General features: G+C 61.4%; 22 protein-coding genes and 3 pseudogenes. 7 read left to right on the forward strand and 18 right to left on the reverse strand.

The window, feature by feature from the left end:
• The 15 genes and pseudogenes from HDG37_RS40200 to HDG37_RS37625 all read right to left on the reverse strand — a co-directional run.
• Positions 1 to 119, reverse strand: a pseudogene (locus tag HDG37_RS40200) (electron transfer flavoprotein subunit beta/FixA family protein); the annotation flags it as partial.
• Positions 120 to 164: 45 nt separating this feature from the next.
• Positions 165 to 1,013 carry a 3-hydroxybutyryl-CoA dehydrogenase gene (locus tag HDG37_RS37560; RefSeq protein WP_184056473.1) on the reverse strand — a complete coding sequence of 283 codons (849 nt, stop codon included), beginning with the start codon at positions 1,011 to 1,013 and terminating at the stop codon, positions 165 to 167.
• A 32-nt stretch (positions 1,014 to 1,045) separates the two neighbouring features.
• The gene (gene bktB, locus HDG37_RS37565; protein WP_184056475.1) at positions 1,046 to 2,239 is read right to left on the reverse strand and encodes a beta-ketothiolase BktB; all 1,194 of its coding nucleotides are present in this window, start codon (positions 2,237 to 2,239) and stop codon (positions 1,046 to 1,048) included.
• Positions 2,240 to 2,312: 73 nt separating this feature from the next.
• Entirely contained in the window at positions 2,313 to 3,545 is a 1,233-nt protein-coding gene (locus HDG37_RS37570; protein WP_184056477.1) for an acyl-CoA dehydrogenase family protein, read from the reverse strand.
• 22 nt (positions 3,546 to 3,567) lie between these two features.
• Complete coding sequence (locus tag HDG37_RS37575; protein WP_184056479.1) at positions 3,568 to 4,332, reverse strand: SDR family oxidoreductase; 765 nt, start codon at positions 4,330 to 4,332, stop codon at positions 3,568 to 3,570.
• A 56-nt stretch (positions 4,333 to 4,388) separates the two neighbouring features.
• The gene (locus HDG37_RS37580; RefSeq protein WP_184056481.1) at positions 4,389 to 5,423 is read right to left on the reverse strand and encodes a phosphotransferase family protein; all 1,035 of its coding nucleotides are present in this window, start codon (positions 5,421 to 5,423) and stop codon (positions 4,389 to 4,391) included.
• A gap of 17 nt (positions 5,424 to 5,440) precedes the next feature.
• Positions 5,441 to 6,115 carry a histidine phosphatase family protein gene (locus HDG37_RS37585; protein WP_184056483.1) on the reverse strand — a complete coding sequence of 225 codons (675 nt, stop codon included), beginning with the start codon at positions 6,113 to 6,115 and terminating at the stop codon, positions 5,441 to 5,443.
• 38 nt (positions 6,116 to 6,153) lie between these two features.
• A complete protein-coding gene (locus HDG37_RS37590; protein ID WP_184056485.1) occupies positions 6,154 to 7,605 on the reverse strand; it encodes an NAD(P)(+) transhydrogenase (Re/Si-specific) subunit beta in 1,452 nt (483 codons plus the stop codon).
• Complete coding sequence (locus tag HDG37_RS37595; protein WP_184056487.1) at positions 7,606 to 7,941, reverse strand: NAD(P) transhydrogenase subunit alpha; 336 nt, start codon at positions 7,939 to 7,941, stop codon at positions 7,606 to 7,608.
• Complete coding sequence (locus tag HDG37_RS37600) at positions 7,941 to 9,098, reverse strand: Re/Si-specific NAD(P)(+) transhydrogenase subunit alpha (protein WP_184056489.1); 1,158 nt, start codon at positions 9,096 to 9,098, stop codon at positions 7,941 to 7,943. Before HDG37_RS37600 ends, HDG37_RS37595 begins: the two co-directional genes overlap by 1 nt.
• A 176-nt stretch (positions 9,099 to 9,274) precedes the next feature.
• The gene (locus HDG37_RS37605) at positions 9,275 to 10,396 is read right to left on the reverse strand and encodes a porin (RefSeq protein WP_184056491.1); all 1,122 of its coding nucleotides are present in this window, start codon (positions 10,394 to 10,396) and stop codon (positions 9,275 to 9,277) included.
• Positions 10,397 to 10,523: 127 nt separating this feature from the next.
• Positions 10,524 to 11,318, reverse strand: a complete 795-nt coding sequence (locus HDG37_RS37610; protein WP_184056493.1) for a TauD/TfdA family dioxygenase — start codon at positions 11,316 to 11,318, stop codon at positions 10,524 to 10,526.
• Between the two features lie 39 nt (positions 11,319 to 11,357).
• Complete coding sequence (locus tag HDG37_RS37615; RefSeq protein WP_184056495.1) at positions 11,358 to 12,329, reverse strand: zinc-binding dehydrogenase; 972 nt, start codon at positions 12,327 to 12,329, stop codon at positions 11,358 to 11,360.
• A 41-nt stretch (positions 12,330 to 12,370) separates the two neighbouring features.
• Complete coding sequence (locus HDG37_RS37620; protein ID WP_184056497.1) at positions 12,371 to 12,739, reverse strand: hypothetical protein; 369 nt, start codon at positions 12,737 to 12,739, stop codon at positions 12,371 to 12,373.
• A complete protein-coding gene (locus HDG37_RS37625; RefSeq protein WP_184056500.1) occupies positions 12,736 to 13,191 on the reverse strand; it encodes a hypothetical protein in 456 nt (151 codons plus the stop codon). Before HDG37_RS37625 ends, HDG37_RS37620 begins: the two co-directional genes overlap by 4 nt.
• Positions 13,192 to 13,393: 202 nt before the next feature.
• Between HDG37_RS37625 and HDG37_RS37630 the strand changes: the two genes are divergently transcribed.
• From HDG37_RS37630 to HDG37_RS37655, 6 genes are all read left to right on the forward strand, one after another.
• The gene (locus tag HDG37_RS37630; protein ID WP_184056502.1) at positions 13,394 to 13,684 is read left to right on the forward strand and encodes a UxaA family hydrolase; all 291 of its coding nucleotides are present in this window, start codon (positions 13,394 to 13,396) and stop codon (positions 13,682 to 13,684) included.
• Positions 13,685 to 13,688: 4 nt separating this feature from the next.
• Positions 13,689 to 14,843, forward strand: a complete 1,155-nt coding sequence (locus HDG37_RS37635; protein WP_184056504.1) for a UxaA family hydrolase — start codon at positions 13,689 to 13,691, stop codon at positions 14,841 to 14,843.
• A 10-nt stretch (positions 14,844 to 14,853) separates the two neighbouring features.
• Positions 14,854 to 15,546, forward strand: coding sequence for a GntR family transcriptional regulator (locus HDG37_RS37640; protein WP_184056506.1), 693 nt, complete (start codon positions 14,854 to 14,856; stop codon positions 15,544 to 15,546).
• Between the two features lie 8 nt (positions 15,547 to 15,554).
• On the forward strand, positions 15,555 to 16,628 hold the full coding sequence (locus HDG37_RS37645) for an Ldh family oxidoreductase (RefSeq protein WP_184056508.1): 1,074 nt from the start codon (positions 15,555 to 15,557) through the stop codon (positions 16,626 to 16,628).
• A 66-nt stretch (positions 16,629 to 16,694) separates the two neighbouring features.
• On the forward strand, positions 16,695 to 20,276 hold the full coding sequence (locus tag HDG37_RS37650) for an indolepyruvate ferredoxin oxidoreductase family protein (RefSeq protein WP_184056510.1): 3,582 nt from the start codon (positions 16,695 to 16,697) through the stop codon (positions 20,274 to 20,276).
• A gap of 202 nt (positions 20,277 to 20,478) precedes the next feature.
• Positions 20,479 to 21,801, forward strand: a complete 1,323-nt coding sequence (locus HDG37_RS37655; RefSeq protein WP_184056512.1) for an MFS transporter — start codon at positions 20,479 to 20,481, stop codon at positions 21,799 to 21,801.
• A gap of 772 nt (positions 21,802 to 22,573) precedes the next feature.
• On the opposite strand, the pseudogene HDG37_RS37660 reads toward HDG37_RS37655, so the two are convergent.
• The 3 genes and pseudogenes from HDG37_RS37660 to HDG37_RS37670 form a co-directional block, all read right to left on the reverse strand.
• Positions 22,574 to 23,298, reverse strand: a pseudogene (locus tag HDG37_RS37660) (IS5 family transposase).
• A gap of 343 nt (positions 23,299 to 23,641) precedes the next feature.
• Positions 23,642 to 24,223, reverse strand: coding sequence for a hypothetical protein (locus HDG37_RS37665; protein WP_184056514.1), 582 nt, complete (start codon positions 24,221 to 24,223; stop codon positions 23,642 to 23,644).
• A 193-nt stretch (positions 24,224 to 24,416) separates the two neighbouring features.
• A complete protein-coding gene (locus HDG37_RS37670; protein WP_184056516.1) occupies positions 24,417 to 24,770 on the reverse strand; it encodes a DUF4148 domain-containing protein in 354 nt (117 codons plus the stop codon).
• 549 nt (positions 24,771 to 25,319) lie between these two features.
• On the opposite strand from HDG37_RS37670, the pseudogene HDG37_RS37675 reads away from it, so the two are divergent.
• A pseudogene (locus HDG37_RS37675) lies at positions 25,320 to 26,248 on the forward strand (hypothetical protein); the annotation flags it as partial.

Below are 26,248 nucleotides of genomic sequence, written 5' to 3' on the forward strand. Positions count from 1 at the left end.
TCGTCGAACGGGTTCATCGACATTTTCACGTTCGCGATATCGACGCCCGTACCGTCCGATTTCACGCGGACCTTCACGTTGTAGTCGACCACTCTCTTCACTGGCACAATAATCTTCACAACGCTTTCCTCACTAGTTCGAATCCGACGGACCGGCAAAAGTCATTAATACCGGTACACACCGTGGCCTGATTTACGTCCGAATCGTCCCGCCGCCACCAGTTCGCGCAGAAGCGGACATGCGCGGTACTTTGGATCGCCAAGGTCTTTCAACAAGACATCCATAACCGAAAGACAAACATCGAGCCCGACGAGGTCTGCGAGTGCCAGAGGACCGACCGGCTGATTGGCGCCAAGCCGCATTGCGGCGTCGACTTCCTCGGCGCTGGCCACGCCCTCCGCCAGCACGAAAAACGCTTCATTGATCATGGGCACCAGGATACGGTTGACAACGAATCCCGGCGAGTTCTTCACGTCGATTGGCGACTTTCCAAGCCGCACGGTCAATTCACGAACTGCTTCAGCGGTATCGGCGCTGGTTTGCAGACCGCGAATGATTTCCACCAGCGACATCAGTGGAACCGGGTTGAAGAAGTGCATGCCGATGAAGCGCGACGGATCGGCCAGCGATGCAGCGAGCGTCGTGATTGAAATCGACGATGTGTTCGATGCAACTATCGCATCGGGTCTCACCACCGACTCGATCTGCTTCACGATACGCAGCTTGAGGTCGGCGTTTTCGGTGGCTGCCTCGATCACCAGGTCGACGGCAGCCAGTCGCTGATAGTCAGTCGAAGTTTCGATACGCGCGAGCGCGGCATCACGCGCTGGACGCTCGAGCTTCTCTTTTGCGACAAGCCGGTCCATGCTTGCGCTCAGGGCGGCCATGCCTTTTGCGAGCGCCTCGTTGGTGACGTCGACCATCACGACCTTCACGCCAGCGATGGCCGCCGTCTGTGCAATGCCATTGCCCATCGTGCCGGCGCCGACGACACCTATCGTTTCAATTGCCATGATTTGTCTCTCAATGCGCTATTGCGCACGCACTATGCGCGACGAAGGTTTTCGAACACGGCCGCGATGCCCTGGCCTCCGCCAATGCACATCGTGACGAGCGCAAAGCGTCCATCGATACGCTGAAGCTCGTACAGCGCCTTGACCGTAATCAGTGCGCCGGTCGCAGCGATCGGATGGCCCAGCGCAATGCCTGATCCGTTCGCGTTGACCATGGCCGGATCGAGTTCGAGCAGTTGCGTCACTGCGCAGGCCTGCGCCGCGAACGCTTCGTTCGATTCGACGACATCCAGATCCGTTACATCCAGTCGCGCCCGCTGCAACGCGATGCGTGTCGCCGGCACCGGGCCGATGCCCATATAGAGTGGGTCGACCCCGGCGTGCGCGTATGAGACAAGCCGCGCGAGCGGCTCGATGCCGCGTTGCTCGGCTGTCTTGCGCTCCATCATCACGACGGCTGCGGCGGCATCGTTGATGCCGGACGCGTTGCCGGCCGTGACCGTGCCCCCATTCCGCAGAAATGCAGGACGCAGTCCCGCGAGTTCGTCGGAATCGAGTTGCAGACGGACGTGCTCGTCGGTGTCGAACACGGTCGACTGTCCCTTGACCTTGCGCGTGACCGGAACGATCTGCTCCTTGAACCTGCCTTCGGCAATCGCGTGCGCTGCCCGGCGGTGCGACTCCAGGGCCAGCGCATCCTGCTGCTCGCGCGTAATCCCATACTTGCGCGCAACATTCTCGGCGGTCATTCCCATGTGCATCGAATGGATCGGGTCGTGCAGCGCGCCGAGCATCATGTCGATCAGACGTGTGTCTCCCATGCGAGCGCCAAAACGGGCGTCAGGCGTCACGTACGGCCCGCGGCTCATGTTCTCGGCGCCGCCGCCGATTGCTATGTCCGCATCGCCAAGCAGGATCGTCTGCGCAGCCGAAACGATCGCCTGCAAACCCGACCCGCAAAGGCGGTTGACAGTGAACGCAGGGGTCGCTTCGCTCACGCCCGCGTCGAGCGCCGCAACGCGCGCGAGGTAGAGATCTTTCGGCTCCGTCGCGATCACGTTGCCGAACACCACGTGGCCGACCTCGTCTCCCGACACGCTGGCTCGCGAAAGCGCTTCGCGCGCCACCAGTGCCCCGAGCTGGGTCGGCGGCACGTCTTTGAGACTGCCACCGAACTTGCCGATTGCGGTGCGCACACCGCTTACAACGACGACTTCCCTTTCCATTGCTACTCCTTTGCCGACAGCGAATGCGCGCAGCGTGCGCTAGCGACGCTCGCCATACGAAAAAACATCGCTCTCAAGCCGATTGCGTGCGCCGGTAGCGGGCCAGTTCCAGCCTGGCGATCGCGTTGCGGTGAACTTCATCAGGTCCGTCGGCAAGACGCAGCGTGCGCTGGTTCGCCCACGCATAGGCAAGCGGAAAATCGTCCGATACACCAGCCGCTCCGTGCACCTGGATTGCCCAGTCGATCACCTTCAAGGCCATGTTGGGCGCGACCACCTTGATCATCGCAATCTCGGCCCTGGCCTCCTTGTTGCCAATCGTATCCATCATGTATGCGGCCTTGAGCGTCAAAAGACGCGTCATTTCGATTTCACACCGTGCCTGTGCGATGCGTTCCTGCGTGACGCCATGCTCGCCGAGCGGTTTGCCGAAAGCGGCGCGTTCCAGGCTGCGCGTACACATCAATTCGAGCGCACGCTCGGCGGCGCCGATGCTGCGCATGCAGTGATGAATACGCCCCGGACCCAACCGCCCTTGCGCGATCTCGAAGCCGCGCCCTTCTCCAAGCAACAGGTTGGAAACCGGAACCCGCACATCGCGCAACTCGATCTCCATATGACCATGCGGGGCATCGTCGTAGCCGTACACCGGCAGGAAGCGCTTCACCGTGATGCCAGGCGTGTCCGCCGGCACGACGATCATTGACTGCTGTGCGTGGCGTGGCCCGTCGGGATCGGTTTTACCCATGACGATATAGACTTTGCATCTCGGGTCGCCGGCGCCAGACGACCACCACTTCGTGCCATTGATCACGTAGTGGTCGCCGTCGCGATCGATCCGGCAGGCAATATTCGTTGCGTCCGATGACGCGACTGCTGGCTCCGTCATCAGGAACGCCGAGCGGATCTCCCCGCGCAGAAGCGGCTCGAGCCAGCGGTCCTTCAGTGCCTCGCTCGCATAGCGTTCGAGCGTTTCCATGTTGCCCGTGTCGGGCGCCGAACAGTTGAATACTTCCGGCGACCAGGGCACCCGGCCCATGATTTCGCACAGCGGCGCATACTCGAGATTGGTCAATCCCTCAGGCGCACGCGTCGAGCGCGGCAGGAACAGATTCCACAGGCCCGCCTTTCGCGCAAGCGGCTTCAGTTGTTCTATGACGCGAGTCGGCACCCAGGCATTGCCGGCCTGCCGGTTCGTCCGTATCTCCTCGAGGTAGCGCGCTTCGTTCGGGTAGATGTGTTCGTCAAAGAACGCCAGCAACCGCTCCTGCATGAGTCTGACGTTCGGCGTGTAGTCGAATTGCATGATGTCTCCGTTATTGCGGGCGTCAGAGGGTCAATCCACCGTCGACGACGATGCATTCGCCGTTCGTGTAACTCGCGGCGTCGGACACGAGGTAGAGCACGGTGCCCGCCATCTCGCGCGGTTCAGCGTGGCGACGCAAAGGAATGCGCCCCATCCATTCGTCGTAAATCGATTTCGTTTCGAACAGTGCCCCCGCGAACTTCGTTCTGGTCAAACCTGGAAGCAGCGCATTCACGCGTATGCCGAAAGGCCCGCATTCTTTCGCGAATGCTTTCGTCATGTTGACGACGGCCGCCTTGCTGACCGAATAAATGCCCTGCATGTCCCCCGGCTGCAATGCGTTGATCGACGCCGTGTTGACGATCGCGCCGCCGCCCTGTTCCCGCATCATCCGTCCAGCTTCTACCGACATGAAGAAGTAGCCGCGAATATTGACCTCCACGGTCTTGTCGAATGCCGCGAGGTCCGTGTCGAGTATGTGGCCAAAATAGGGGTTCGCCGCCGCGTTGTTGACCAGAATATCCAGCCGCTTGTGGACTGCGCGGATGTGCTCGAAAGTCTTTGCGATGTCCTCCATGCGCCCGACGTGGCAGGCTATTGCCTCCGCACTTCCACCGTCTTCGCGAATGCGCCTGCATACGGCTTCGCAGTCTTCCAGCTTGCGGCTCGTCACGATGACATGCGCGCCCTGTTGAGCAAGCAGGCTGGCTATCTCTTCACCGATTCCCCTACTTGCACCGGTGACGAGTGCGACCTTGCCGGTCAGATTGAAGAGGTTAGTGTTCATGTTGACGATTACTCTTTAAATGAATAGGTCCGCCGGTTCGTCATTGAGCTGACGGATCAGCCTTGTTCCTCGAGGACATCTACCGCCATGCGTGCCAGCGTTTCCGCCATCGCCCCGACCTCTTGCGCGTTTGCATGCGACGCATTGCCGTCCATCGCACGTTTTTTGACCCCTTGCACGATGGCGGCCAGCCGGAAGAAACTCATCGCGACATAGAAGGACCAGCCGTAAATCACCGGGATGCCACGCAGTTCGCAATATCGGGCAACGATTTCCTTTTCACCCGGCAGGCCCAGCGCGGCTCTGTTCTTGCCTTGAAGCCCGACGATGGGGCCGTTCGCGGGAAGCCGGAGGCACATGCAAAAATAGGCGAGGTCGGCCAGCGGGTGCCCCAACGTGGACAGCTCCCAGTCGAGCAATGCCTTGATACGGCATTCGTGCGGATCAAAGATGAGATTGTCGATGCGAAAATCGCCATGCACGAGAGAAGGCGCAACCTGTTGCACGGGGCAATGAACAGGCAACCACTTGATCAGGGCCTCCATCGCGTCTATGCGTTCTGTCTCGGCGGCGCGGTACTGCCGTGTCCAGAGCCCGATCTGTCGCTCGAAGTAATTGCCCGCGCGGCCGTAATCGGTCAGACCCACGACGTCGATATCCACGTCGTGAAGCGTCGCCATCGCGCGAACGATCGCGTCGTAGTAGTCCCGGCGCTGTACGCGAGCGATCTCGGGCAACGCCGGGTTCCAGAAAATGCGGCCCTCTTCGAAGCTCATCACATAGAACATCGTGCCGATCACGTCCTTGTCTTCGCACAGGTGATACGCGCGAGCGACCGGCACGTCCGTCCTGGCGAGCGCGTCCAGCACGCGAAACTCGCGATCCACCGCGTGAGCCGACTTCAGGAGTGGTCCGGACGGTTGTCTACGCAATACGTAGTTGCCACTTGCGGCCTTGAGCAGAAAGGTCGGGTTCGATTGACCGCCGGTGAATTTGTGCGCGGACGCAGGCCCGCTAAAGCCCCGAATCGACCGCTCCAGATACGGCGCGAGTGCGCCGATATCGATGTCAGTGGTATCCGTAGTTGTCATTCAATCATCTCCTGTCGTTACGCGTACGTCTGATAGCGTCGGCGGTCGACGCGATCGAGATGCGGATCGCTATTGAAGCTGCCAAGCTGCCATGCACGTTCGTTAAAGAAGAAACGGCAAAAGCTGCTGTTGCTAATCTGCATGTTCAGCGCGATGGCCGTGTCGGCCGGCGACCTCAACGCCTGCTGCGCCATGACGGCCATCACGCCGCCCGAGGTCACCGCCAGCACGCGCTTTCCAGGACCGTCCTGAATAGCGCGCCTTGCCTCCGACACGCGACGCTGAAAGCTCGCCCATGCTTCGGGAATGGGTCCGTCGATGCCGTCTTCCGACCACAGCTGAAGCACCTGCCGCAGTCCCTTGAAGAAGTCGTTTTTCGACCCATGCCGCAAGGCCTTCAGCGCCCCGTGCTGCGGGCCCAGTGCTTCGAACAGCGCATGAAAGTCGTACTCGTCCAGTCCGGCATGCTGCTCGATATGCGTCACGGTGCGGCCAAGGCCCTGAATGATCCCGTCGAGCGTCTGTCTGTGCCGACGCATCGTGCCCGTGATCACGCGGTCGAAAATCGCGTCCCGTTGCGAAAAATATTCGCCGAGCCACACGGCCTGGCGCTCGCCGACCTCGGAAAGCAGATCGTAGTTGCCACTACCGAACGACGCCTGCCCATGCCGGACCAGATAGAGTTCCGCCATACATCCTCTCGTCTGAGTTCTGCGGCGACCGCGCGGTCTTACGCAGCTGCCTTCACCATGTCCTCGATGACCTTCTTCGCATCGCCGAACACCATCATCGTCTTGTCCATGTAGAACAGGTCGTTGTCGAGCCCCGCATAGCCCGCCGCCATCGAACGCTTGTTGACGATCACCGTGCGCGCCTTGTACGCCTCGATAATCGGCATGCCGGCGATCGGCGACTGCGGATCGTTCTTCGCGGCCGGATTCACCACGTCGTTCGCGCCGAGCACAAGCACCACGTCGACCTGGCCGAACTCGCCGTTGATGTCCTCCATCTCGTAGACCATGTCGTACGGCACTTCGGCCTCGGCGAGCAGCACGTTCATGTGACCCGGCATCCGGCCCGCGACCGGGTGAATCGCGTACTTCACTTCGATGCCCTTCTCGATCAGCTTGTCGGTCAGTTCCTTCAACGCATGCTGCGCACGCGCCACCGCCAGCCCATAACCCGGCACGATCACCACGGTCTCGGCGTTGCCGAGCATGAACGACGCGTCGTCGGCCGAACCGGATTTCACCGGACGCTGCTCCGCTCCGCCGCCCGCCGTGGCCGCACCTGGTGTATTGCCGAAGCCACCCAGCAGCACGTTGAAGAACGAGCGGTTCATCGCCCGGCACATGATGTACGACAGGATCGCACCTGATGAACCGACCAGCGAGCCGGCGATGATCAGCATCGGATTGTTCAGCGAAAAGCCGATGCCCGCCGCCGCCCAGCCCGAGTACGAGTTCAGCATCGACACGACGACCGGCATGTCCGCGCCGCCGATCGGGATGATGATCAGCACGCCGAGCACGAACGCAATGGTCGTCATGATGATGAACGGCAGCCACGACTGCGTGACGAAGAAGACGATGCCGAAACCGAGCATCGCGATCGCCAGCATCAGGTTGATCAGATGCTGGCCGCCGTAGACGACCGGCGCTCCCTGGAACAACCGGAACTTGTACTTGCCCGACAGCTTGCCGAACGCGATCACCGAGCCGCTAAAAGTAATCGCGCCGACGAACGTGCCGATGAACAGCTCGATGCGATTGCCGTACGGCAGGAAACCGGGCAGACCCTCTTCAGCGCCGAGCCCGAACGCAGCCGGCTCCGACACCACCGCATACGCAATACACACAGCAGCAAGACCGATCAGCGAGTGCATCGCGGCGACCAGTTCGGGCATCTTCGTCATCTCGACGCGCGCTGCGACGAACGAACCGATCGCGCCGCCGACAATCAGTGCGACAGACACCAGCGACAGACCGAGCGCAAGGTTCGAACCCAGCGCCGCCGCCTGCTGCGCGATCAACGCGATCGTCGTGAGAATCGCGATGGCCATACCGGCCATGCCGAACACGTTACCGGCGCGCGCGCTCTTCGGATTCGACAGCCCTTTAAGCGCCTGAATGAAGCAGACCGACGCAATGAGATACAGGAGCGTAACGAAGTTCGTGCTCATTTACACACCCTCCTTAGTGGCGATGCGATGGCCGGCCACCTTCTTCGGCTCTTTCTTCTTGAACATCTCCAGCATTCGCCGCGTGACGAGAAAGCCACCGAACACATTGACAGCAGCCAGCGCGACGGCGACGGTGCCGAACAGCTTGCCCGTGCTACCGACGGTCAGTCCCGCCGCCAGCATCGCGCCGACAATGACGATCGCCGAGATGGCATTCGTCACGGCCATCAGCGGCGTGTGCAGCGCGGGCGTGACGTTCCAGACGACGTGGTAGCCGACGTAGATCGCCAGCACGAAAATGATCAGATTGATCACGGTGTGATTGATGACTTCCATCACCGGTCTCCTCTTGAGCGTCGCGTAACTTCACCGTCGCGGGCCAGCAGCGTGGCCGCGACGATGTCGTCGGCGAGATCGATATTGAGCGCGCCTTCCTTCGTGATGATCAGCTTCAGGAAGTCGAGCAGGTTGCGCGCGTAGAGCGCCGACGCGTCGGACGGCACCATCGACGCGAGATTCGTGTAGCCGACGATCTGCACGCCGTTCTCCGTGACGATGACCTTGTCCCGTTCGGTCAGTGGGCAGTTGCCGCCACGGTGCCCATTAACGACGGGACCACGTCCCGCTGCGAGATCGACGATCACCGAGCCCGCCTTCATCGCCTGCACCGTTTCGGCGGAGATCAGCGTCGGCGCGGCCCGGGCCGGAATCAGCGCGGTCGTGATGATCACGTCCGCCTGCTTCGCGCGCTCGTGAACGAGCGCCGCCTGGCGTTGCAGCCAGCTCGCCGGCATGGGCCGCGCATAGCCGCCGACACCCTGCGCAGCTTCGCGCTCTTCGTCGGTCTCGTAAGCGACGTTGAGGAACTTCGCGCCGAGCGATTCGATCTGCTCCTTGACAGCGGGACGCACGTCGGATGCCTCGATCACGGCGCCGAGGCGCTTGGCGGTCGCGATCGCCTGCAGGCCCGCGACGCCCGCGCCAAGCACCAGCACGCGCGCCGCCTTGACGGTGCCCGCCGCCGTCATCAGCATCGGCATAAACCGAGGATAGTGATGCGCCGCAATCAGCACAGCCTTGTAGCCCGCGATGTTGGCCTGCGACGAAAGCACGTCGAGACTCTGTGCGCGCGTCGAGCGCGGCGCGGCTTCCAGCGCGAACGCGGTTACGCCGGCAGCGGCAAGGCGCTGCGCGTTCTCGTCGTTGAACGGATCGAGCATGCCGGCGAGCACTGCGCCGCGTTTCATCAGCGGCAACTCGTCGGCAGTTGGCGAGGCGACCTTCAGGACGATCTGCGCGCCGAAGGCCGCTGCCGCATCGCCAATCTGTGCGCCAGCGTTACGATACGCGTCGTCGGTGTAGTGAGCACACTCGCCGGCTCCCGCCTCGACAGTGACCCCGTGCCCCTGGGCGACGAGCGTCTTCACCGTCTCTGGCGTCGCGGCGACCAGTGCCTTCCGGCCTTTCGCCTCTGCGGGTATTCCAATCTCCATTTACAACCTCACATTGCGCATGTCTGCGCGATATCGTTTTTCAATCTGGTGGACGAACCGGACGGCCGCCTTCGCGACCGTCGCTCGCCCGTATCCGCGATGTTTGTCGAAACGCGACCAATCAGTGTTCGCTGCACGCACTCGCGCTGTGCGACGTGACCGCGCCGACGCTTCGATCAGAAAAGATGACGAATGCCGATCTCTGCGCCCAGCTGATTCGAACCGGGATGCGGAGCCGCCGGCACCGCACTGGAAGCCGACACCGAATAGATGCCCTGTTTGCCGCTGTTCTTCATGTAGGCGAATACACCGTAAAGCGCGGTGCGCTTGCTCAAGTTGTAGTTCGCCCGCAATGTGCCCATCGTGCCGTTGGCGTCGAAGTCGCCGTTATTGATGTGCGCGACCTGCGCATCGAAGATCCATGCGCCGTACGGCACCGATGCACCGAGGTACCCGATATCGACTTTGGCCGACCGTACGTCGCCCTCCACCACTCTGTGCAGCCATCCCGCGCCTACCCGCACCGACTTGATGTCGACGTGCGCGGCCAGTTGATAACGTCGGTCGGTATCGCCGGACTTCGTGAAGGCAACACCCGGCGCACCCGGGACGACGGTGACGGGCGTCGCGCCTGCACCGCCGCGCTGTTCGTCATAGGTGGCGGCCACGCCCCAGGCATTACCTTCATACTTGAGCATGCCGGTGACGGCGCGACAGGCGAGGAAGTCGTTACCGGACTGGCCTGGGCAATTTGCCGCCGCACTCGAATCGCGGCCGAACGAATAGCTTGCTCCGACCGTCACGCCGTAAAACGTGCCCATGTACACCACATCGTTATCGAAGCGCGCAGCGAGCAGAAAAGGATCGAACGACGCAAGGCCTCCGAATCCCCCGGAGCCGACGATGTTCGATTCAACCATCCCCCAGTTCGTCATGCTGTACTGCCGGCCAAACGTGAGTTGCCCCCAAGGGCCGCTCAAGCCGACATAAGCCTGCCGGCCGAACAGACGTCCGCCCTGCTGGAGCGCACCGTTCGACGCGGAAAAGCCGCTTTCCAGTGTAAAGACCGTTTTCAGTCCGCCACCCAGGTCCTCCGTGCCGCGGATCCCCCAGCGCGACGGCACGTCCCCTCCGCCGATCACTGGCATGCGCGCAACGGAGCCGCCCGTCGGTGTGGCATGCGTCAAAAACTCGATGCCTGTATCCACGATCCCGTACAGCGTGACCGAACTTTGCGCAAATACAGGCGCCGATGCGATCGCGGCCGCCGCCGTCATTGCGATTCTTGTCTTTTTCATCTGATCTCCTCTTTCCGCCCAATATGCTTTTGCTTCGCAATCGGTTCGCTGAACCTATCAATAAAAAGACACAGCCATCAGCTATTCGCCGCGACGCTCTACCATCTGTTGACTGAAGCGAGGCGCGTCAGACCGGCACTTCCCCTTCGAGCGTGATCCGGTTCAAGACGCGCTCTGCCTCGCCGTAGTCATGCACGGCATAGTGCATCGTGCAACGGTTGTCCCACATCACCACATCGCCCGCTTGCCACATGTGGCGGTAGACGTTGTCGGGGCTCGTCGAATGTTCGTACAAGAAGTCGAGCAGCGGCCGGCTCTCGGCGACCGTCATGCCCTCGATCTGCTGCGCGGTCTCCGGGTGGCCAACGTACAGTGCCTTACGGCGCGTCTCCGGATGGGTGCGCACGATCGGGTGGACGGCCGAAGGAATCTTGTCGATCCCTCTCATGCGTGCAAGACGCAGCCCCGTGAAGCGTGCACGCAGACCCTCGAGCATGCGCTGCATGGTCGGCGACAGGCGGTCGTACGACACGTACTGGTTGCACCACATCGTGTCGCCGCCATGCGGCACCACAACCGCGGAAAGAATCGAGATTTTGGGCGGAGCCGGGGTGTAGATCGAATCCGAATGCCAGGCTTCCGTCGAGGCCGTCTCTTTCGGGATTTTCGTGACCTGGATCAGACCGGGGTAGCCCGGCACCGCCGGATCCAACGGATTGCTCTGGGCCGGGTTGCCCCAAAGCCTCGCGAATTCGACGTGCGCCGCCGGCTGCAGATTCTGGCCGCGGAACACGAGGATGCAGTGTTCGAGGAATGCCCGATGCAGGACCTCGAACGTATCGCGGCTGACAGATTCGTTCAGATTGATGCCTTCGACCAGGGCTCCAACCGAGCCAGTCAGCGGAGTAATGCGGATGCTCATTTGCGTCTCCTGTTTAGCGATGCTGTTCATGTGCGGGTCTCATGCCACCGTCAGCACGATTTTGCCGACGTGCTGATCGAGTTGCATGTAGGCGTGCGCGTCGGCAATCGCGTCAATCGAAAATGTCCGGTCGATCGGCAATCCGAGGCGCCCCGCCTCGAGAAGCGGCAGCAGGTCGCGCGCGCACGCCTGGATGCATTCGAGCCGTTCCTGCTCGGTACGGGTGCGGAACGTGACGCCAATCAGCTTCAGACGCTTGAGCCACAGCTTGGTCAGATCGATCTGGGCGGTGGCGGACCCAAGCCGCGCGATATTGACGAGACGCCCCTTGACCGCGAGGCATTCCATATTCGCTTCGAAGACCGGGCCACCCACCGTGTCGATGATGACGTCGACGCCGCGCCTGTCGGTCGCGGCCATCACGGCGTCGACCTGCGACTCGCGCGACGAATCGATACCGACGTCAACGCCGAACCGCGCGAGCTTGTCGAGCTTGGCAGCCGAGCGCGACATCGCGATTACGGGTTTCGCCCCGAGCACCGACGCGATCTGGATCGCAGCCATCGCTACGCCGCCCGATGCGCCATTGATCAGGATCGACTCGCCTTTGCGCAATTGACCGTTGGTCACGACCGCATCATGTGCCGTGACGAAAACATTCGCGAATGCTGCCGCGTCGATCCACGACAGGTTCTGCGGAATGGGCATCAGCGCAAGCGGATCAGAGATCACGTATTCCGCCTGACAGCTGCGGCCATGACCCATCACGCGGTCGCCTTTGCGCCAGCCGTTCACGCCATCGCCGACCTCGGCCACCTCGCCGGCGAATTCGACACCCGCAGTAATGACGTTGCCCGAGCGAAGCTCGCGAGCCTGGTTGATCTCGCCACGATTCAGGCCGGCCGCCCGCACTTTGACCAGAACCTGTCCAGCACCGACCTGCGGAACGGGAATGTCCTGGATCTCGATCTTGCCGCCGTCCGGCGTCGGTACTACGCGTACTGCTTTCACTGTTGTCTCCTCCGTTGAATATGGGGCGCTTCTGATCCCGATCAGCCGGCGCGCGCCATCACCCTTGTGCGAATCACCGCTAGCAGCGCGAGCGCACGGTCCGCTGCCGCCTGCGCGCCCGGCCAGTTGCCGCGCACGAATGGCGCACGTAAATCTTCGATCTCCGAGAGCGCGCGAACCATCTCGCCGTCCGCGACGCACAGCCGTCGATATTCGTTGACCGTCAGAAGGTAGGTATGCATAACGTCACTCGCTGGCAGCGTCACGCCTGAACGATGCAGCTCGGCGTTGAGCCAATGCGTGCCGGCCAGCATCGCCCCTTCAATCTTCATCTCGCAGTCTTGCGGAAGGCACTTTTCGAGCGAGTGCTCGATGCGCGCTGCCGCTGCCATGTGGTGCTCGGTATTCATGAGGCGCCTTCCTCCATTCGCTTGTTCAACAACCGAAGACACTCGCCCAGCGCAGCAGCGCATTCATCCACGATCGCCACACTGGGCGCGACGCCATCCCGCACGCACGGGTCGCGATGCCGTTCGATGATCTCCATCTGGTGCATCATCGCCGCGACGTCTTCGGGCACAGCCGCCTCCACCTTCGGGCGGCCAACGTGCAGCACATCTCCCAGCGGATGAAAAGCAGGCTTGAGCGATCCGTCTGGCTGCGCAACCAGATAGACGCCAGGCTGAGTCGGAAACACATCGTCGTCACGCGTCACCGCTGCATGGTGGAGTGCGGCATTCACGGCGTGCGTCCCGGCTGTCATGCCTGCCCAGAACCACAGCTCGAAGTCATCCAACGGTTCGAGCCGGGCGCGCAGCCCCTCCAGACTCCGGATCTTCTCGAGGTGTGAAGCCACCTTCATGTCTGCGTCTCCTGATGATCCCGGCAGAACCGCACCGTCATTGGTATCGAATATAGGCGTCCCTCTGCGTCATCGTCAAGAACTTCTATATAGGTGTTATTTCCGATGCGGCCGGATAGTGCAAGTACCTAGGCGAATTGTCCTTGACTGTGCGCCGCACGCTCGCTACATTTCAATCACACTTCTATATAGGACTTTGATCATGTCTCGCGCCATCGTACTTAACCGGTCCGACAATGTGGCTACGCTGATCGACTCCGGACGCGCCGGAGAAGCCTGCACCCTGCAGGGAGAGGCGTCTGGCCATGTCACGCTGCTCCAGGATGTGCCATTCGGTCACAAGGTCTGTGTCGCCGACACCCCGCAAGGCGCAAATGTGCTCAAGTACGGCCAAATCATCGGCAAGGCCAGCTGTGCGCTCAAGGTGGGTGAGCACACCCACGTTCACAACATTGAGTCCGCCCGCGGGCGCGGCGACCTGAATAAGGGGTAAGCAGATGATGCAAACATTTCTTGGCTACCGGCGTGAAAATGGCGCCGTCGGCGTACGCAACTGCGTGGCGGTGATTTCCGTCATGGACAACTGCAACCCGGCCACGCGGGCAATTGCCCAGGCAGTGAACGGTTGCGTTCCTATCACCACGCTCTTCGTGCGCGGACAGTTCGGCGCCGACCTGGATTTCACCTTCGATTCACTGGCCGGCCTCGGGCGCAATCCCAATATCGCAGCCGTGCTGCTGGTTGGACTGGAACCGTCGTCGACCGAGGAAGTGGCGCGCCGCATCCGGTCCACGGGCAAGCCGGTCGAAGCGGTGCACCTGCAGCCCGATGGCACCATCAACTGCATCGCCGACGGCACCCGGCGTGCCGCGCGGCTCGCGCTGGGCGCATCCAGGGCCAGACGGGAGCCGTGCCCCGTTTCTGAACTGATCATCGGCGTGGAATGCGGCGGATCGGACACAACCTCGGGGCTCAGCTGCAATCCGACTATCGGTCGCATGGCCGATCATCTGATCGAAGCGGGCGCCACGGTCATCATTTCCGAAACGTCGGAGTTCATCGGCGCGGACCATCTGTTTGCCGCACGCGCCGCCGACGATTCGGTCAGACAGGCCTTCGTGGACGCCGTGCGCAACATGGAGAATGTCGCGATCAGCCGCGGCGTCGACATGCGCGACGCACAACCGTCGCCTGACAACAAGCGCGGCGGCCTGACGACCGTCGAAGAAAAGGCTCTCGGCGCGATGGCGAAGGCCGGTTCGAGCCCGCTGGTCGGCGTTCTCGGCTATGGCGAAGCGCCGAAGCGCAAGGGCCTGCACTTTATGGACGCGCCGGCAGCTGCCGTCGAAAACCTGACCGCGATGGCCGCAAGCGGTTGCCAGCTGATCTTCTTTGGCACCGGCGTCGGCAATCCCATCGGCAATACCATCGCGCCGACAGTCAAGGTCTGCGGCAACCTGAATACGGTTCGCACGATGGCGGACAATATCGATTTCGATGTCAGCGGGATTCTCGAAGCCGGCATGAAAATTTCCGCGCTCGGTGATCAGCTCTTCGAGTACGCAGTGGACGTCGCCTCCGGTACGCAACTCACGAGCGAAGTGCTGAACGTCCGGGAGATTGCGATCAGCCGGTTCGAACGCAGCCTTTGAGGATACCGAAGTGACCAAGCTTGCCAGCGTGGCCGACGCCATCATCCGTCACATCGAATCCGGGTCGCTCCGCGAGGGGGACAAGTTGCCCTCCGAGGGAGAACTCGCGGCGAGTCACGGCGTGAGCGTAGGCACCATTCAGAAGGCTCTCGCCCGGCTGGTGCACTCTGGACTGATCACCCGCGAGCAAGGCCGGGGAACGTTTGTCTCGGGCACCCAGGTGGCGCCCGCTGACGTGCGCTACCTGCGCTTTCGCGACGCGGAGAACAATGAGCTGGCGTCCTACGTGCATGCGCGCTCCGTCAAGCGGCTGAAGCGCAACGGACCGTGGTCAACGTTCCTCGGTGGCGAGGAGTTCGTCCGCATCGAGCGGTCCATCAGCATCGGCGGACGCGTTGATCTCTACAGCGAGTTCTGGTTGCGGGAGGACCACTTCGCGCAATTGGGCGATCTCGACCGCGTTTCGCTCGAGAAGAACCTGCGTGAACTGCTCGGCCAGCGGCTCTCGCTGCCCACGCTGCGAGTCGACCAGTGGATCCGCTTCGCGGCGCTTCCCGCCACGGCCGCTCGCGAGCTCGAGTCGAGAACGGACGCGCCCGGCTTCATCATGGAATTGCGTGGGTACACGTTGCGCGACCAGCCCCTTTATTACCAATGCGTGTATTCCGGGCCGTTTTCAGAACGTCTCGTGGTGATGAGTTAGGAACAGGGATGACGAATAACCAATGGAATTGTCAGGCACTCGAGGACTGGACAGCGCGGATCTTCGAAGCCTGCAGCATGCCAGCTGACCAGGCGGTCGAAGCCGCCGCGGTGCTGGTGCGCAGCGAACTGCGAGGCTATAAGACACACGGCATGACGCGCATGACCTCTTATACCGAGCGTCTGCGAGCAGGCGACTTCAACCCACGCCCAACCATGCGCCACCGCACGTTCCCAGGCGGGATCGTGCTCGATGCAGACGGCGCGATGGGACAACTCGCCGGCCCCTACGCGGTACGACTGGGGATCGAGGCCCTCGCCACCAGCGCATCGGTGCTGATTGCGGTGCAATCGAGCGGCCACCTCGGCGCGCTCGGCATCCACGCCTTGCTCGGCGCCGAGGCGGGTGCATTCAGCATGATCGGCCAACGTACGCCGCCGATCCTCGCGATGGAAGGCTTCCAGCACGCAGCCATCGGCCACAACCCGATCGCCTTCGGTTGTCCTGTGCCTGGCCAGGCTCCGCTCGTTTTCGACATCGCATGCAGCGTCGCCGCGCGCGGACATATTCTGCTCGCCGCACGCGAAGGTAAGCCGATCCCCGCAGGCTGGGCGCTGGACGCGTCGGGTACGCCGACCACCGACGCGGATCGCGCGCTAGGTGGCTCGCTGCTGCCAATGGGCGGGCACAAGGGAATCGGCATTGCGATGATGGTGGAATGCCTCGCTGGTGCACTAACCGCCACCGCAGATTCGCTCGGCACCGCAAGAGACGATGTTCAGAAGGCGGGCGCCGCAGGACGACAGGGTGGCTTCCTCTGGATGGTGAAACCCGGCGCATTTGCCACGCAGGGAGTCTTTGACGAATACATGTCGCAATGGACCGGGACCTACCTGAACTCGGGCGGCGACGACGCGAGGTTGCCTGGCCACCGTGGCGACGCAATGGAACGCGAGCGCCGGCAGCGCGGCATCATGCTGCCCCCCGAGATCGCGCAGGAGCTTCGCGCGCTGGGTGAGCAGTTCGGCATCAGCTTCCCGGCATCAAAGACACAACCTACTGACACCCGTCGGGATCAATGAATCGCGACGTAAGCGGCCCGGGCACTCTCGCCCGCCGTCCGCTCACCACTTCGGAGTAACCGCTACATGAATGCCCCGCTTTCCGATGCCACCCGCAAGGCTCTCGAAGTCGTCACACTCGACGACAAATACACGCTGGAGACGGGCCACGCGTTCATGAACGGCGTCCAGGCGCTCGTGCGCCTGCCGATGCTGCAGCGCGAACGCGATGCACGCGCGGGACACAATACCGCGGCGTTCATCTCTGGCTACCGGGGCTCGCCGCTCGGCACTTATGACCAGGCACTGTGGCAAGCGAAAAAACATCTCGCTGCTCACCACGTCGTGTTCCAGCCCGGCCTCAACGAGGAACTGGCCGCTACGGCCGTCTGGGGATCGCAGCAGCTTGATTTCGATCCCGCCACCAGGAAGTACGATGGCGTGTTCGGGATCTGGTACGCGAAGGGACCGGGCGTGGACCGCAGCGCGGACGCACTGAAGCACGCCAACCTGGCTGGCACCGCGCCGCTGGGCGGTGTGCTCGCGGTGGCCGGTGACGATCATCTGTCCAAGAGCAGCACCCTTGCGCATCAGAGCGACCCGACCCTGATCGCTTGCGGGATGCCGGTCTTCTTTCCGGCGAGTGTTCAGGAGATTCTCGATCTCGGACTTCATGCGTTGGCCATGAGCCGTTATTCCGGTCTATGGGCCGGGATGAAAACGGTTCAGGAGGTGATCGAGGCGGCGTCGTCAGTTGTCGTCGATGCTGGCCGCGTTCCGATTCTGCTGCCCGAAGACTTCCAGATGCCGCCAGGCGGCGTTCATGCCCGTTGGCCGGACGAACCGCTGGTTCAGGAAGCGCGGCTGATGGAGGTCAAGTGGCCGGCCGCGCTGGCCTACATCCGCGCCAACCGCCTCAATCGCAACGTGATCGAGGGGCCGCGGGATCGCTTCGGCATCATCGCGAGCGGCAAGGCCTTCAGTGATACGAGGCAGGCGCTGGCCGACCTGGGTCTCGATGACGCGCTGTGCCGCACCCTCGGCATCCGTCTGCACAAAGTCAGCGTGATCTGGCCGCTGGAGCCAACCGGCGTGCGCGAATTCGCACACGGTCTGCGAGAAATACTGGTTGTTGAGGAAAAGCGCCCGCTGATCGAGCAGCAACTCAAGGACGAGCTCTATCACTGCGCGCCCAACGCTCGACCTCATGTAATTGGTAAATACAACGAACGCGATGGCGAACACTTTGGCGGACAGTGGAGTCACAGCAACCCTGGCGCGAATTGGCTGCTGCGCGCCAACGCAGACCTCACGCCTGCGCTCATCGCCAAGGCTATTGCCCGTCGCCTGAAGATGCTGGGTGTGCCTGAAGACGTGGCCGCGCGGATGGATGCGCGCATCGCAATCATCGAGGCCAAGGAACGCGAACTCGTCGCCAACGACGGCAGCGATGGCAATCGCCTGCCATGGTTTTGCCCTGGTTGCCCGCACAACACGAGCACCCAGGTGCCTGACGGCTCGATCGCGATGGCCGGCATCGGCTGTCATGGAATGGCGGTCTGGATGGACCGCTCGACGACCTCCTGGAGCCAGATGGGTGGCGAGGGCGTGCCATGGGTCGGTCAGGCGCCGTTCAGCACGCGCTCGCACATGTTCGCCAATCTCGGCGACGGCACGTATAACCATTCCGGGTCGCTCGCTGTCCGGCAAGCGATCGCTGCGGACATCAACATCACCTACAAGATCCTGTTTAACAGCGCAGTGGCCATGACCGGCGGGCAGCCGGTCGGCGGGCAACTCGACGTGCCGGCCATGACGCGCGAACTCGCGGCAGAAGGCACGAAGCAGATCGTCGTCGTTACCGATGAGCCGGACAGGTATGAGGGCACGGCGAACCTCGCGCCCGGTGTCACCGTCCGTCACCGCGACGACCTCGATGCCGTGCAACGCGAGCTTCGCGACGTACCGGGCGTCACCGTCATCGTCTACGACCAGGTCTGTGCGACCAAGAAGCGACGCGAGCGCAAGCGCGGCATCATGGCGGATCCGGCGAAGCGTGTGATCATCAACGAGCTCGTGTGCGAGGGTTGCGGGGACTGTTCCGTGCAGAGCAACTGTCTCGCGGTTCAACCCGTGGAAACCGAGTTCGGCCGCAAACGGCGCATCAATCAGGACACCTGCAACAAGGACTTCTCCTGCGTCAAAGGTTTCTGTCCGAGCTTCGTCACGGTCGAGGGCGGGCAGCTCAGAAAGCCTGCGGCGGCGGCCAAGGCGAAGCACACCGACTTCCCGTCGATTCCGGAGCCGGTGTTGCCGGCGGCGGATCTGGCATGGGGCATCGTCGTGGCGGGCGTGGGCGGCACCGGCGTCGTCACCATCGGCCAGGTGCTCGGCATGGCTGCCCACCTGGAAGGCAAGGGCGTAATCACGCAGGATGCCACTGGCATGGCGCAAATGGGCGGCGCCACCTGGAGCCACATCCAGATCGCCCGCGACCCGGAGGCGCTTCACGCAACCAAGGTCGCCGTCGCCATGGCCGATCTGGTGATCGCATGCGATGCTATCGTGGGCGCCAACAAGACGACGCTTGCGACGATGCGTCAAGGTCACACTTTCGTCGCCTTGAACACCCACGGCGTGCCGACGGCGGAAGCGATCCGCAATCCAGACTGGCAGTCTCCGGTCGACCGTTGCATGACCTCCATCTCCGCGGCGGTCGGCGCTGATCACGTTGGCATGTTCGATGCCGAGCAGGTCGCCACCGCGCTACTCGGGCAGTCAATCTACACCAACCTGCTGATGCTCGGCTACGCATGGCAGAAAGGCCGCGTGCCGCTGACGCGTGACGCCCTGATGCGGGCAATCGAATTGAACGCGGTGCAGGTCGAGAACAACAAGGCGGCTTTCGAGTGGGGCCGTCGTTGCGCCCACGATCTGCAGGCTGTGCAAGCGAGCTTTGCGGCCCCGAAAGTGATCGAGTTCGTCAGAAAGCCATCTATCACCGATATGGTTGCCAAGCGCGTTGAGTTCCTCACTGCTTACCAGAATCGTGCCTACGCCACTCGATACAGTTCGTTCGTCGAGAAGGTGCGCGCTGCCGAAGCTCCGCTTGCCAGCACCCAACTCACCGAGGCGGTCGCGCGTTATCTGTTCAAACTGATGGCTTACAAGGACGAATACGAAGTAGCGCGGCTGCAAACCGCGCCAGAATTCACCGCCAAAATTGCGGCGATGTTTGAAGGGGATTACAAACTTGTTCATCATCTGGCGCCGCCTTTGCTGGCCAAACACAACGAGAAGGGCGAACTCGTCAAGCAGGCCTTTGGCCCGTGGATGCGCCGCGCTTTTCGCGGACTTGCCAGGCTCAAAGGCCTGCGCGGTACCGGGCTGGATCCGTTCGGCTACACCGACGAACGCAGGACGGAGCGTGCATTGATTGGCGAATACCGCGCCTGTATCGAAGAACTTCTCACGACGCTCTCGGCCCACAACCTCACGTTGGCGCTGGAGATCGCGCGCCTGCCTGAAGAGATTCGCGGCTACGGCCATGTCAAGGCACGTAACCTGGCCGCGGTGCGGACAAAGTGGGATCGCTTGATGGCGCGCTGGCGTGTTGGCGAAACCGCCGGCGCCGAGCTTGAACGAACGCTCAATCTGAGCGCGACGTAGGCGGGAAAGATGTGACGTGCCCCTCCTACCAGGTGGAGGGGCATCGGGCGAGATCGCGCCGAGGCAGCCGCCACGCGATCAAACTTCCGATCATGATTTTGATGGCCGCCGTTACCGAGTCCGAGCTTTGCACCGCACACTACCGTGCGAATCATGCTTCAACAGTCAGAACGAGTATCGAGCTCGTCACAATGGAGACATCATGTACAACGATTCAGCCAAAAGAGCACCGCTTCACACCATCGCCAGCGACGCGAGACCACGCAAGGCATTGTCCAACTCCTGGGCCATTACGGCGATCACCATCGGCAGTGGCCTGGAGTTGTACGACTCCGTGGTCTACAACTTCTTCGCGACCCTGATTGGCCCACTCTTTTTCCCGATCGGCAATGCATTCGGACAGACGCTTCTGTCGTTCGCCACCTTCGGCATCGGCTATGTGATGCGGCCCCTCGGCGGCTTGGTGTTTGGCCGCTACGCCGACCGCGTCGGCCGCAAGCCAGCGGTGATCCTCACGTTGTGGCTGATGGGGTTGAGCGCAATGATCCTCGTGCTGGCGCCTTCCTATGCCCAGATCGGCCTGATGGCACCGGTGCTGGTTGTCCTCGCCAGGCTGCTTCAGGGCTTCGCGATCGGCGGCGAAATGGGACCCGCCAGCGCCATGCTGCTCGAGTATGCCGACGAGCACTCGCGCGGCTTCTACACCAGCTGGCAACCGTTCAGTCAAGGTCTCGCCGCGGTGCTCGCTGCGCTGGTCGCGCTGACGTTGAGCAATCTGCTGAACCCGAGCGCCCTCAGCGGGTGGGGCTGGCGCATCGCCTTCGTCATCGGCATCATGGTGATTCCTGTCAGCATGATAATCCGGCGACGTCTGGAAGAGACCTTGACGCCTGCGCATGCGAAAGCCGCGGCGGCAGGCGGAGCCGGGCAGCTGCTGAAAGAGCACTGGGCCAAGCTGGTGGCCAGCGTTCTGGTCATGATCGGTCTTGCATCGGCCGTGCATATCGTAGTTTTCTATCTTCCCAACTACGCTGTCATCCAGCTGCACATGCCCCTCTCGCAGACGATCTGGGCCGGCTTCGTTGGGTCACTGATCCTCGCCGTGTTGTCACCCTTCTCCGGCTGGCTCAGTGATCGGATCGGCCGACGCAAGGTCGTGTTCTGGTCGCGCGTCGCACTGCTGGCCATGATCTACCCCGCATTCGTGCTGCTCAACGGGCAACCGACCCTCGTGCGTCTGCTCATCGTGGCCGCCTGCCTCGCAGTGCCAATGGCGATGACTTCGGCCGCTACGCTCGTGTTGGTCAGCGAAGTGCTGCCCCAGAGGCTGCGCGCCACAGGCGTGGCGGTCAGCTACTACGGGGCTGTCGTGATCTTCGGCAGTTTCTCGCAGTTCTTTTCGACCATACTTATCCATCTGACCGCCAATGCCAACGCACCCGCCTTCTACGTGATCGGCTGCGGCCTGGTCTCACTTATCGGACTGGCGATGGTGCCGGAAACGCTGGGCAAACGGCTATCGTAATTCAGAGGCCGGTCATCAGTTGCGCCGCGCGCCCGCGGAGCACTGATCCTTTCGTTTTAGCTGAGCGTGCGTGACATCGAGGAGCGGCCGTTTGGGCTTGGCGTGGTGAGGAACCGATGCTTCAGCGTGCCGAAGAACTACCTGACGATGCGACGTCGCGAACCGACCGGCCTCGCGACGCCGTGTCAGAGCTGGAACTGCGCCACGAATTGACCCGCTGCGCGGCCTGCTGCCTGAGGCTCTCGGCCGCGCACTGCTCTCGACCAGTGCGGCATTCTGCTTCGTCGTCTGATCCATCTGACCGACAGCTTCACCCACCTGCTCGACGCCGGTTCCTGATTCGGATTGGCGTGTGTGCGACCGAAAAGCCTTCAGTTGCAAAGATTCGTGAGTCGGTGATCATCAGCGACTTCCGGCGATGGTTGCAAATGCACCGACGGTTCGACTCTATCCTCCCCAACCAGGACAGTACTGATCATGAGAGAAAAGCCGCATCTGATCATCATTACCGGTACATCGCGTGGCACTGGCGCCGCACTGACGCGAGCATTACTCAAGCCGGGGAACCGCCTGATATGCGTATCCCGTAGCCGCAATCTCGATCTGGAGGCAACTACAGCCGCCAGCGGCCGGCACGGGGTTGAACTGCTCTCAAGCTACTTCGGTCATCGGCTTACGGAACGATCTCTTTCGCTGCTCGGCCTTAGAGAGTGTTTCAAAATGAGTCGTCCGAGCGCTGAAGCGTTCGCCAGCAGATCAGGCAACAGGCAAGTTAAAGGAGCCCTTCATGGATGTCGGCACGACGCTCAAATCGAGTACGAAGACGGCGGAACCCGTGCAGCCATCCATTGGTGCGTTCGACGACCCAACGGACTTTGCCGAGGCCGCTACCGTGGAGTTCGCCGCGTCGGGCAATCGATGTGGGGATGCTGGCAGCGTGCAAAGGTCGCCGGTACTTATCGTGGTCGTAAGCCCGGTCTGCATAAATTCGGGCCGGCTTGCTAAGCGGTCGGCCACGCACGCCGCGAACCGGCGGGATGGCATCGACAAGCGGAAGCAGCTGCGTGATGTCGTTACGGTTCGCGCCTGTCAGGATGACCGCGAGCGGCGTACCGTTGGCGTCGGTGGAAAGGTGGTGTTTGGAACCGGGTCGCGCGCGATCGGTGGGGTTCGGTCCAGTTTCTCGCCCGCCCCAACCGCTCGTACAGAAGTGGAATCGATGACGACGCGAGAAAAGTCGATCCGCTCGGCGGCACGCAACTTCACGAGCAGGATCTCGTGGAGCCGATCCCAGACTCCGGCGTGTTGCCAGTCGCGCAAGCGCCGCCAGCAACTGATGCCCGATCCGCAACCCATCTCGGCGGGCAAGTCGCTCCAGCGAATGCCGCTCTTGAGCACGAACAGTATCCCGGTCAGCGCAGCTCGATCGGCTACAGGTCTGCGCCCCGGATACCGGAAGCGCCTCGGCCTTGCCGGCGGTAGAAGTGGTTCGATCAATGCTCACAATTCGTCGTCGATGATTGGCTTGGCCATCTCCTCGCTCCGTTTGCCACAATGGTCGAGGTTAACAGCTTTGCCTTTGAGTTAACCGTAGCTAAAGCTCTTTTTTAAACATCGTCTTAGCTGAAATTCGACACTCGCCTATCGAGAGCCAGGTTCGATTCGCTGTTCTGTCATTCGGACCTCCGTAGCCGCGAATGTCGCGCTCGCTGTCCGCGGATGCGCACTTTCGCCCCGACCCAGTCACTTGAAGCACGCGAGAGCCGCACGGCAGTTTCTCGAGATGGAAGAGTCATCCCGGCGCAATTGACGGCTTCGCCATCAAGACCATTGAATCAAATCAGCGAGTTCCTTCTACATCGAACTTCTCGCCAACCACGCTTTCCTGAGCCCGCATGTTGCACGCTGGCGTCGGGCCACACGTTGTTGTTCCGTCCAGCGCAGTGAAAGGGCCGGCAATTTCCTGATGGCTCACAACACCGTGGAGCCGGTGGCCCCTTTCGTTCAGTACGAATCTAACGTCAATGATGGTGGAAGCGATGGGAGCAGGAAACGTAATGTGCATAACGCCCGTGCAGTCCGGGAAGACCGTATATGTGCCCGTTTCGCCCGTGTCAAATCCGGTCGTCGGGTCTGTCAACCCGGGCCGTTTGTATCCGTCACTAGAGACGTAGTCCGACCGGGTGAAGGCACCAGTGCCATCAAACTTCTGGATAAACACTGCGTCAACGATGTCGGGATTGGGGATTCGGTGTGGATTGCCGCCGGCGTCGAAGAAGCCGATGAATTCGCCACGAAGCGAAAAGCCATAGAGGCCTTTGAGCGTCGCGTTCGAACACCTGTCTTCTGCAAACGCCGTACCGCTTACGGTCAGCAATACGGCGCTTGCAAGCACCATCCCTTTCCAAAACTTGCAGGTCATGTTTCATCTCCTGTTTGCAGGTTAAGAGTTGCGTGGACGCCGCCTCGCCTGAACTGTGTTTTGTTCTGGACTCTGGTGGCGTGCAGAACGAACGACCGGCGCATTAGATTCGGACGCCGCCGGTGACGACGCCCCAGACAATTCCGGCACGTTACCCGGACCGTCGGGGCGGTGCCGGCAGACCCATCGGTGTTCAGTGACCGAAGAACGTGTTGCAGTAACTTGCGGGGCCGACGCATGACGATGACGAAGGCATCGGCAGATGCTGGGAACTGCCAGCGGCTGACGTGCCGCTGAGCGTCGTGCCGCCAACGGCGTTGTCAATCGCCTGCTGGCTGTCCTGTGCGGAGATCTTCGCTTCAGCTGCCTGAATTTTCTTGGGATACGTCGTCTGGTCGCCGTCGCCGACGTGATAGCCAGCCTCCTCGAGACGGATCAGTTCCGCGCGCACCTGTGCGCGGGTGACGGGCGCGGTGCTTTGAGCGAAGCTGACGACCGGGCTGGCAAGCGCACCGCAGGCGAGGACGAGGCATGCGAAAGTTTTCATGATGGAACTCCTTAAATGGGGCCAACTGAAAATTCTGTAGGCCTAATGGGCGCATGCCGATTAAGCCGTATTGCTCGAAAAACGGACGATGCGCTCGTATGCACTGCGTTTTCCCCTCGGTCGGTTATAGAGCCGTACTCGTATTGGGCATGCGAGAAGAGAAGAACGGGAGTCATTGTGCTGTGAAGTACGCCTTTCTTGTGTCGAATTATGTTGCATTATTCCTGCGTGTAACCATGTCAGTTGTAGTTAGCGCGACCATTTGATGTTCGGCATTAAATGTTCCTTTTAGACGAATAAATGTTCGGTATCACTTTACGATTATTCGTTACGGTGACTTATTGAGAGTACGGCGCACACGTCGAACTACGGATGCAGCTCGACTGCGGATTGCTGGCACTGCGTGGCACCGGAGAGGCCCTGGAAACGGTTCACTTGAGTGGACCACGAACATTTGTTCGGCAGTAACGGGAACACTTGTCCATCGACTTGCTGGCGGACCGGTAGCACAATGGAGCGCATGCTGAAGCTGATCCTCGGAGGCCTCTCATGGCGTCCTGCACTCAAACACGAGACGATTCCGACGCGGACGAAGAGCCCGGGGCCAGTACATCACTGACTGTGAGTGAAACGGTTCAGAAAATCGAGCGCCGCCGATTCGCTGAATTTGTGAATCTTTTTCTGGGACCGGTTGCAGCACTCAGTGCCGAGCAGAATCTCCTCGTCAAACGCGAGTTATTGGGATCACTGTCCCGTCGAACGGTATGTTGGATCGCGCTACTGTTGGTCGGAAGCGCGTTCTGGTTGGTATTTGGATCGTGGAATCAAACCTTCAGATATGCATCTTTGTTCCCTGCCGTCTGGGTCTTTGGACTGTGGGGAATAGCCGCTCCCGTCGCATTATGCTTACTGAAAAGGACAGTGGCCCTCCCAAAGCACGCTGGTGCCAACGCGATCGAGCAGATGCACTGGAGATGGGCTGCATTGGTCATGCTGACATCGTTTTGGTGGGCGGCAGGTGGCTTTGGATTCGGCCCGCCCGAGTTCTCGCTGCTTCATGGCTATAAATATATATTGCGCAGGTATAACTTTTTTGAGCTGACGATGATCAGCCAAGCATTTACCTTACTGCTGCTCGCACCGAGTCTTCGTGCGACTTTAGGTTCACTCGCGTTCGGCGCCATCCCGTTCGGATTTAGCATGGCACCAGTACTATTTATCAAGCGGCCAGGAATGTTTGATTGGAATACGGCTCAACTAACTGGCTATTTCTTCATGGCATGGTTTGTTTGCAACGATCAGAGGCGTGTATCTGTAAATGAGGTCATTCTCGAGGAGGCGCGATCGCAGGCTGAAGCGGCAGCGGCGGAAAAGAACCAGTTTATCGCCGCGATAAGCCATGACTTGCGCCAGCCGCTTACAACGCTCGGCTTGAAGTTAAATTATATCGAGCGGACCATTGAATCAACCAAACTGGC

The organism is Paraburkholderia sp. MM5384-R2, assembly GCF_014201025.1.
In the GTDB taxonomy this organism is placed as follows: domain Bacteria; phylum Pseudomonadota; class Gammaproteobacteria; order Burkholderiales; family Burkholderiaceae; genus Paraburkholderia; species Paraburkholderia tuberum.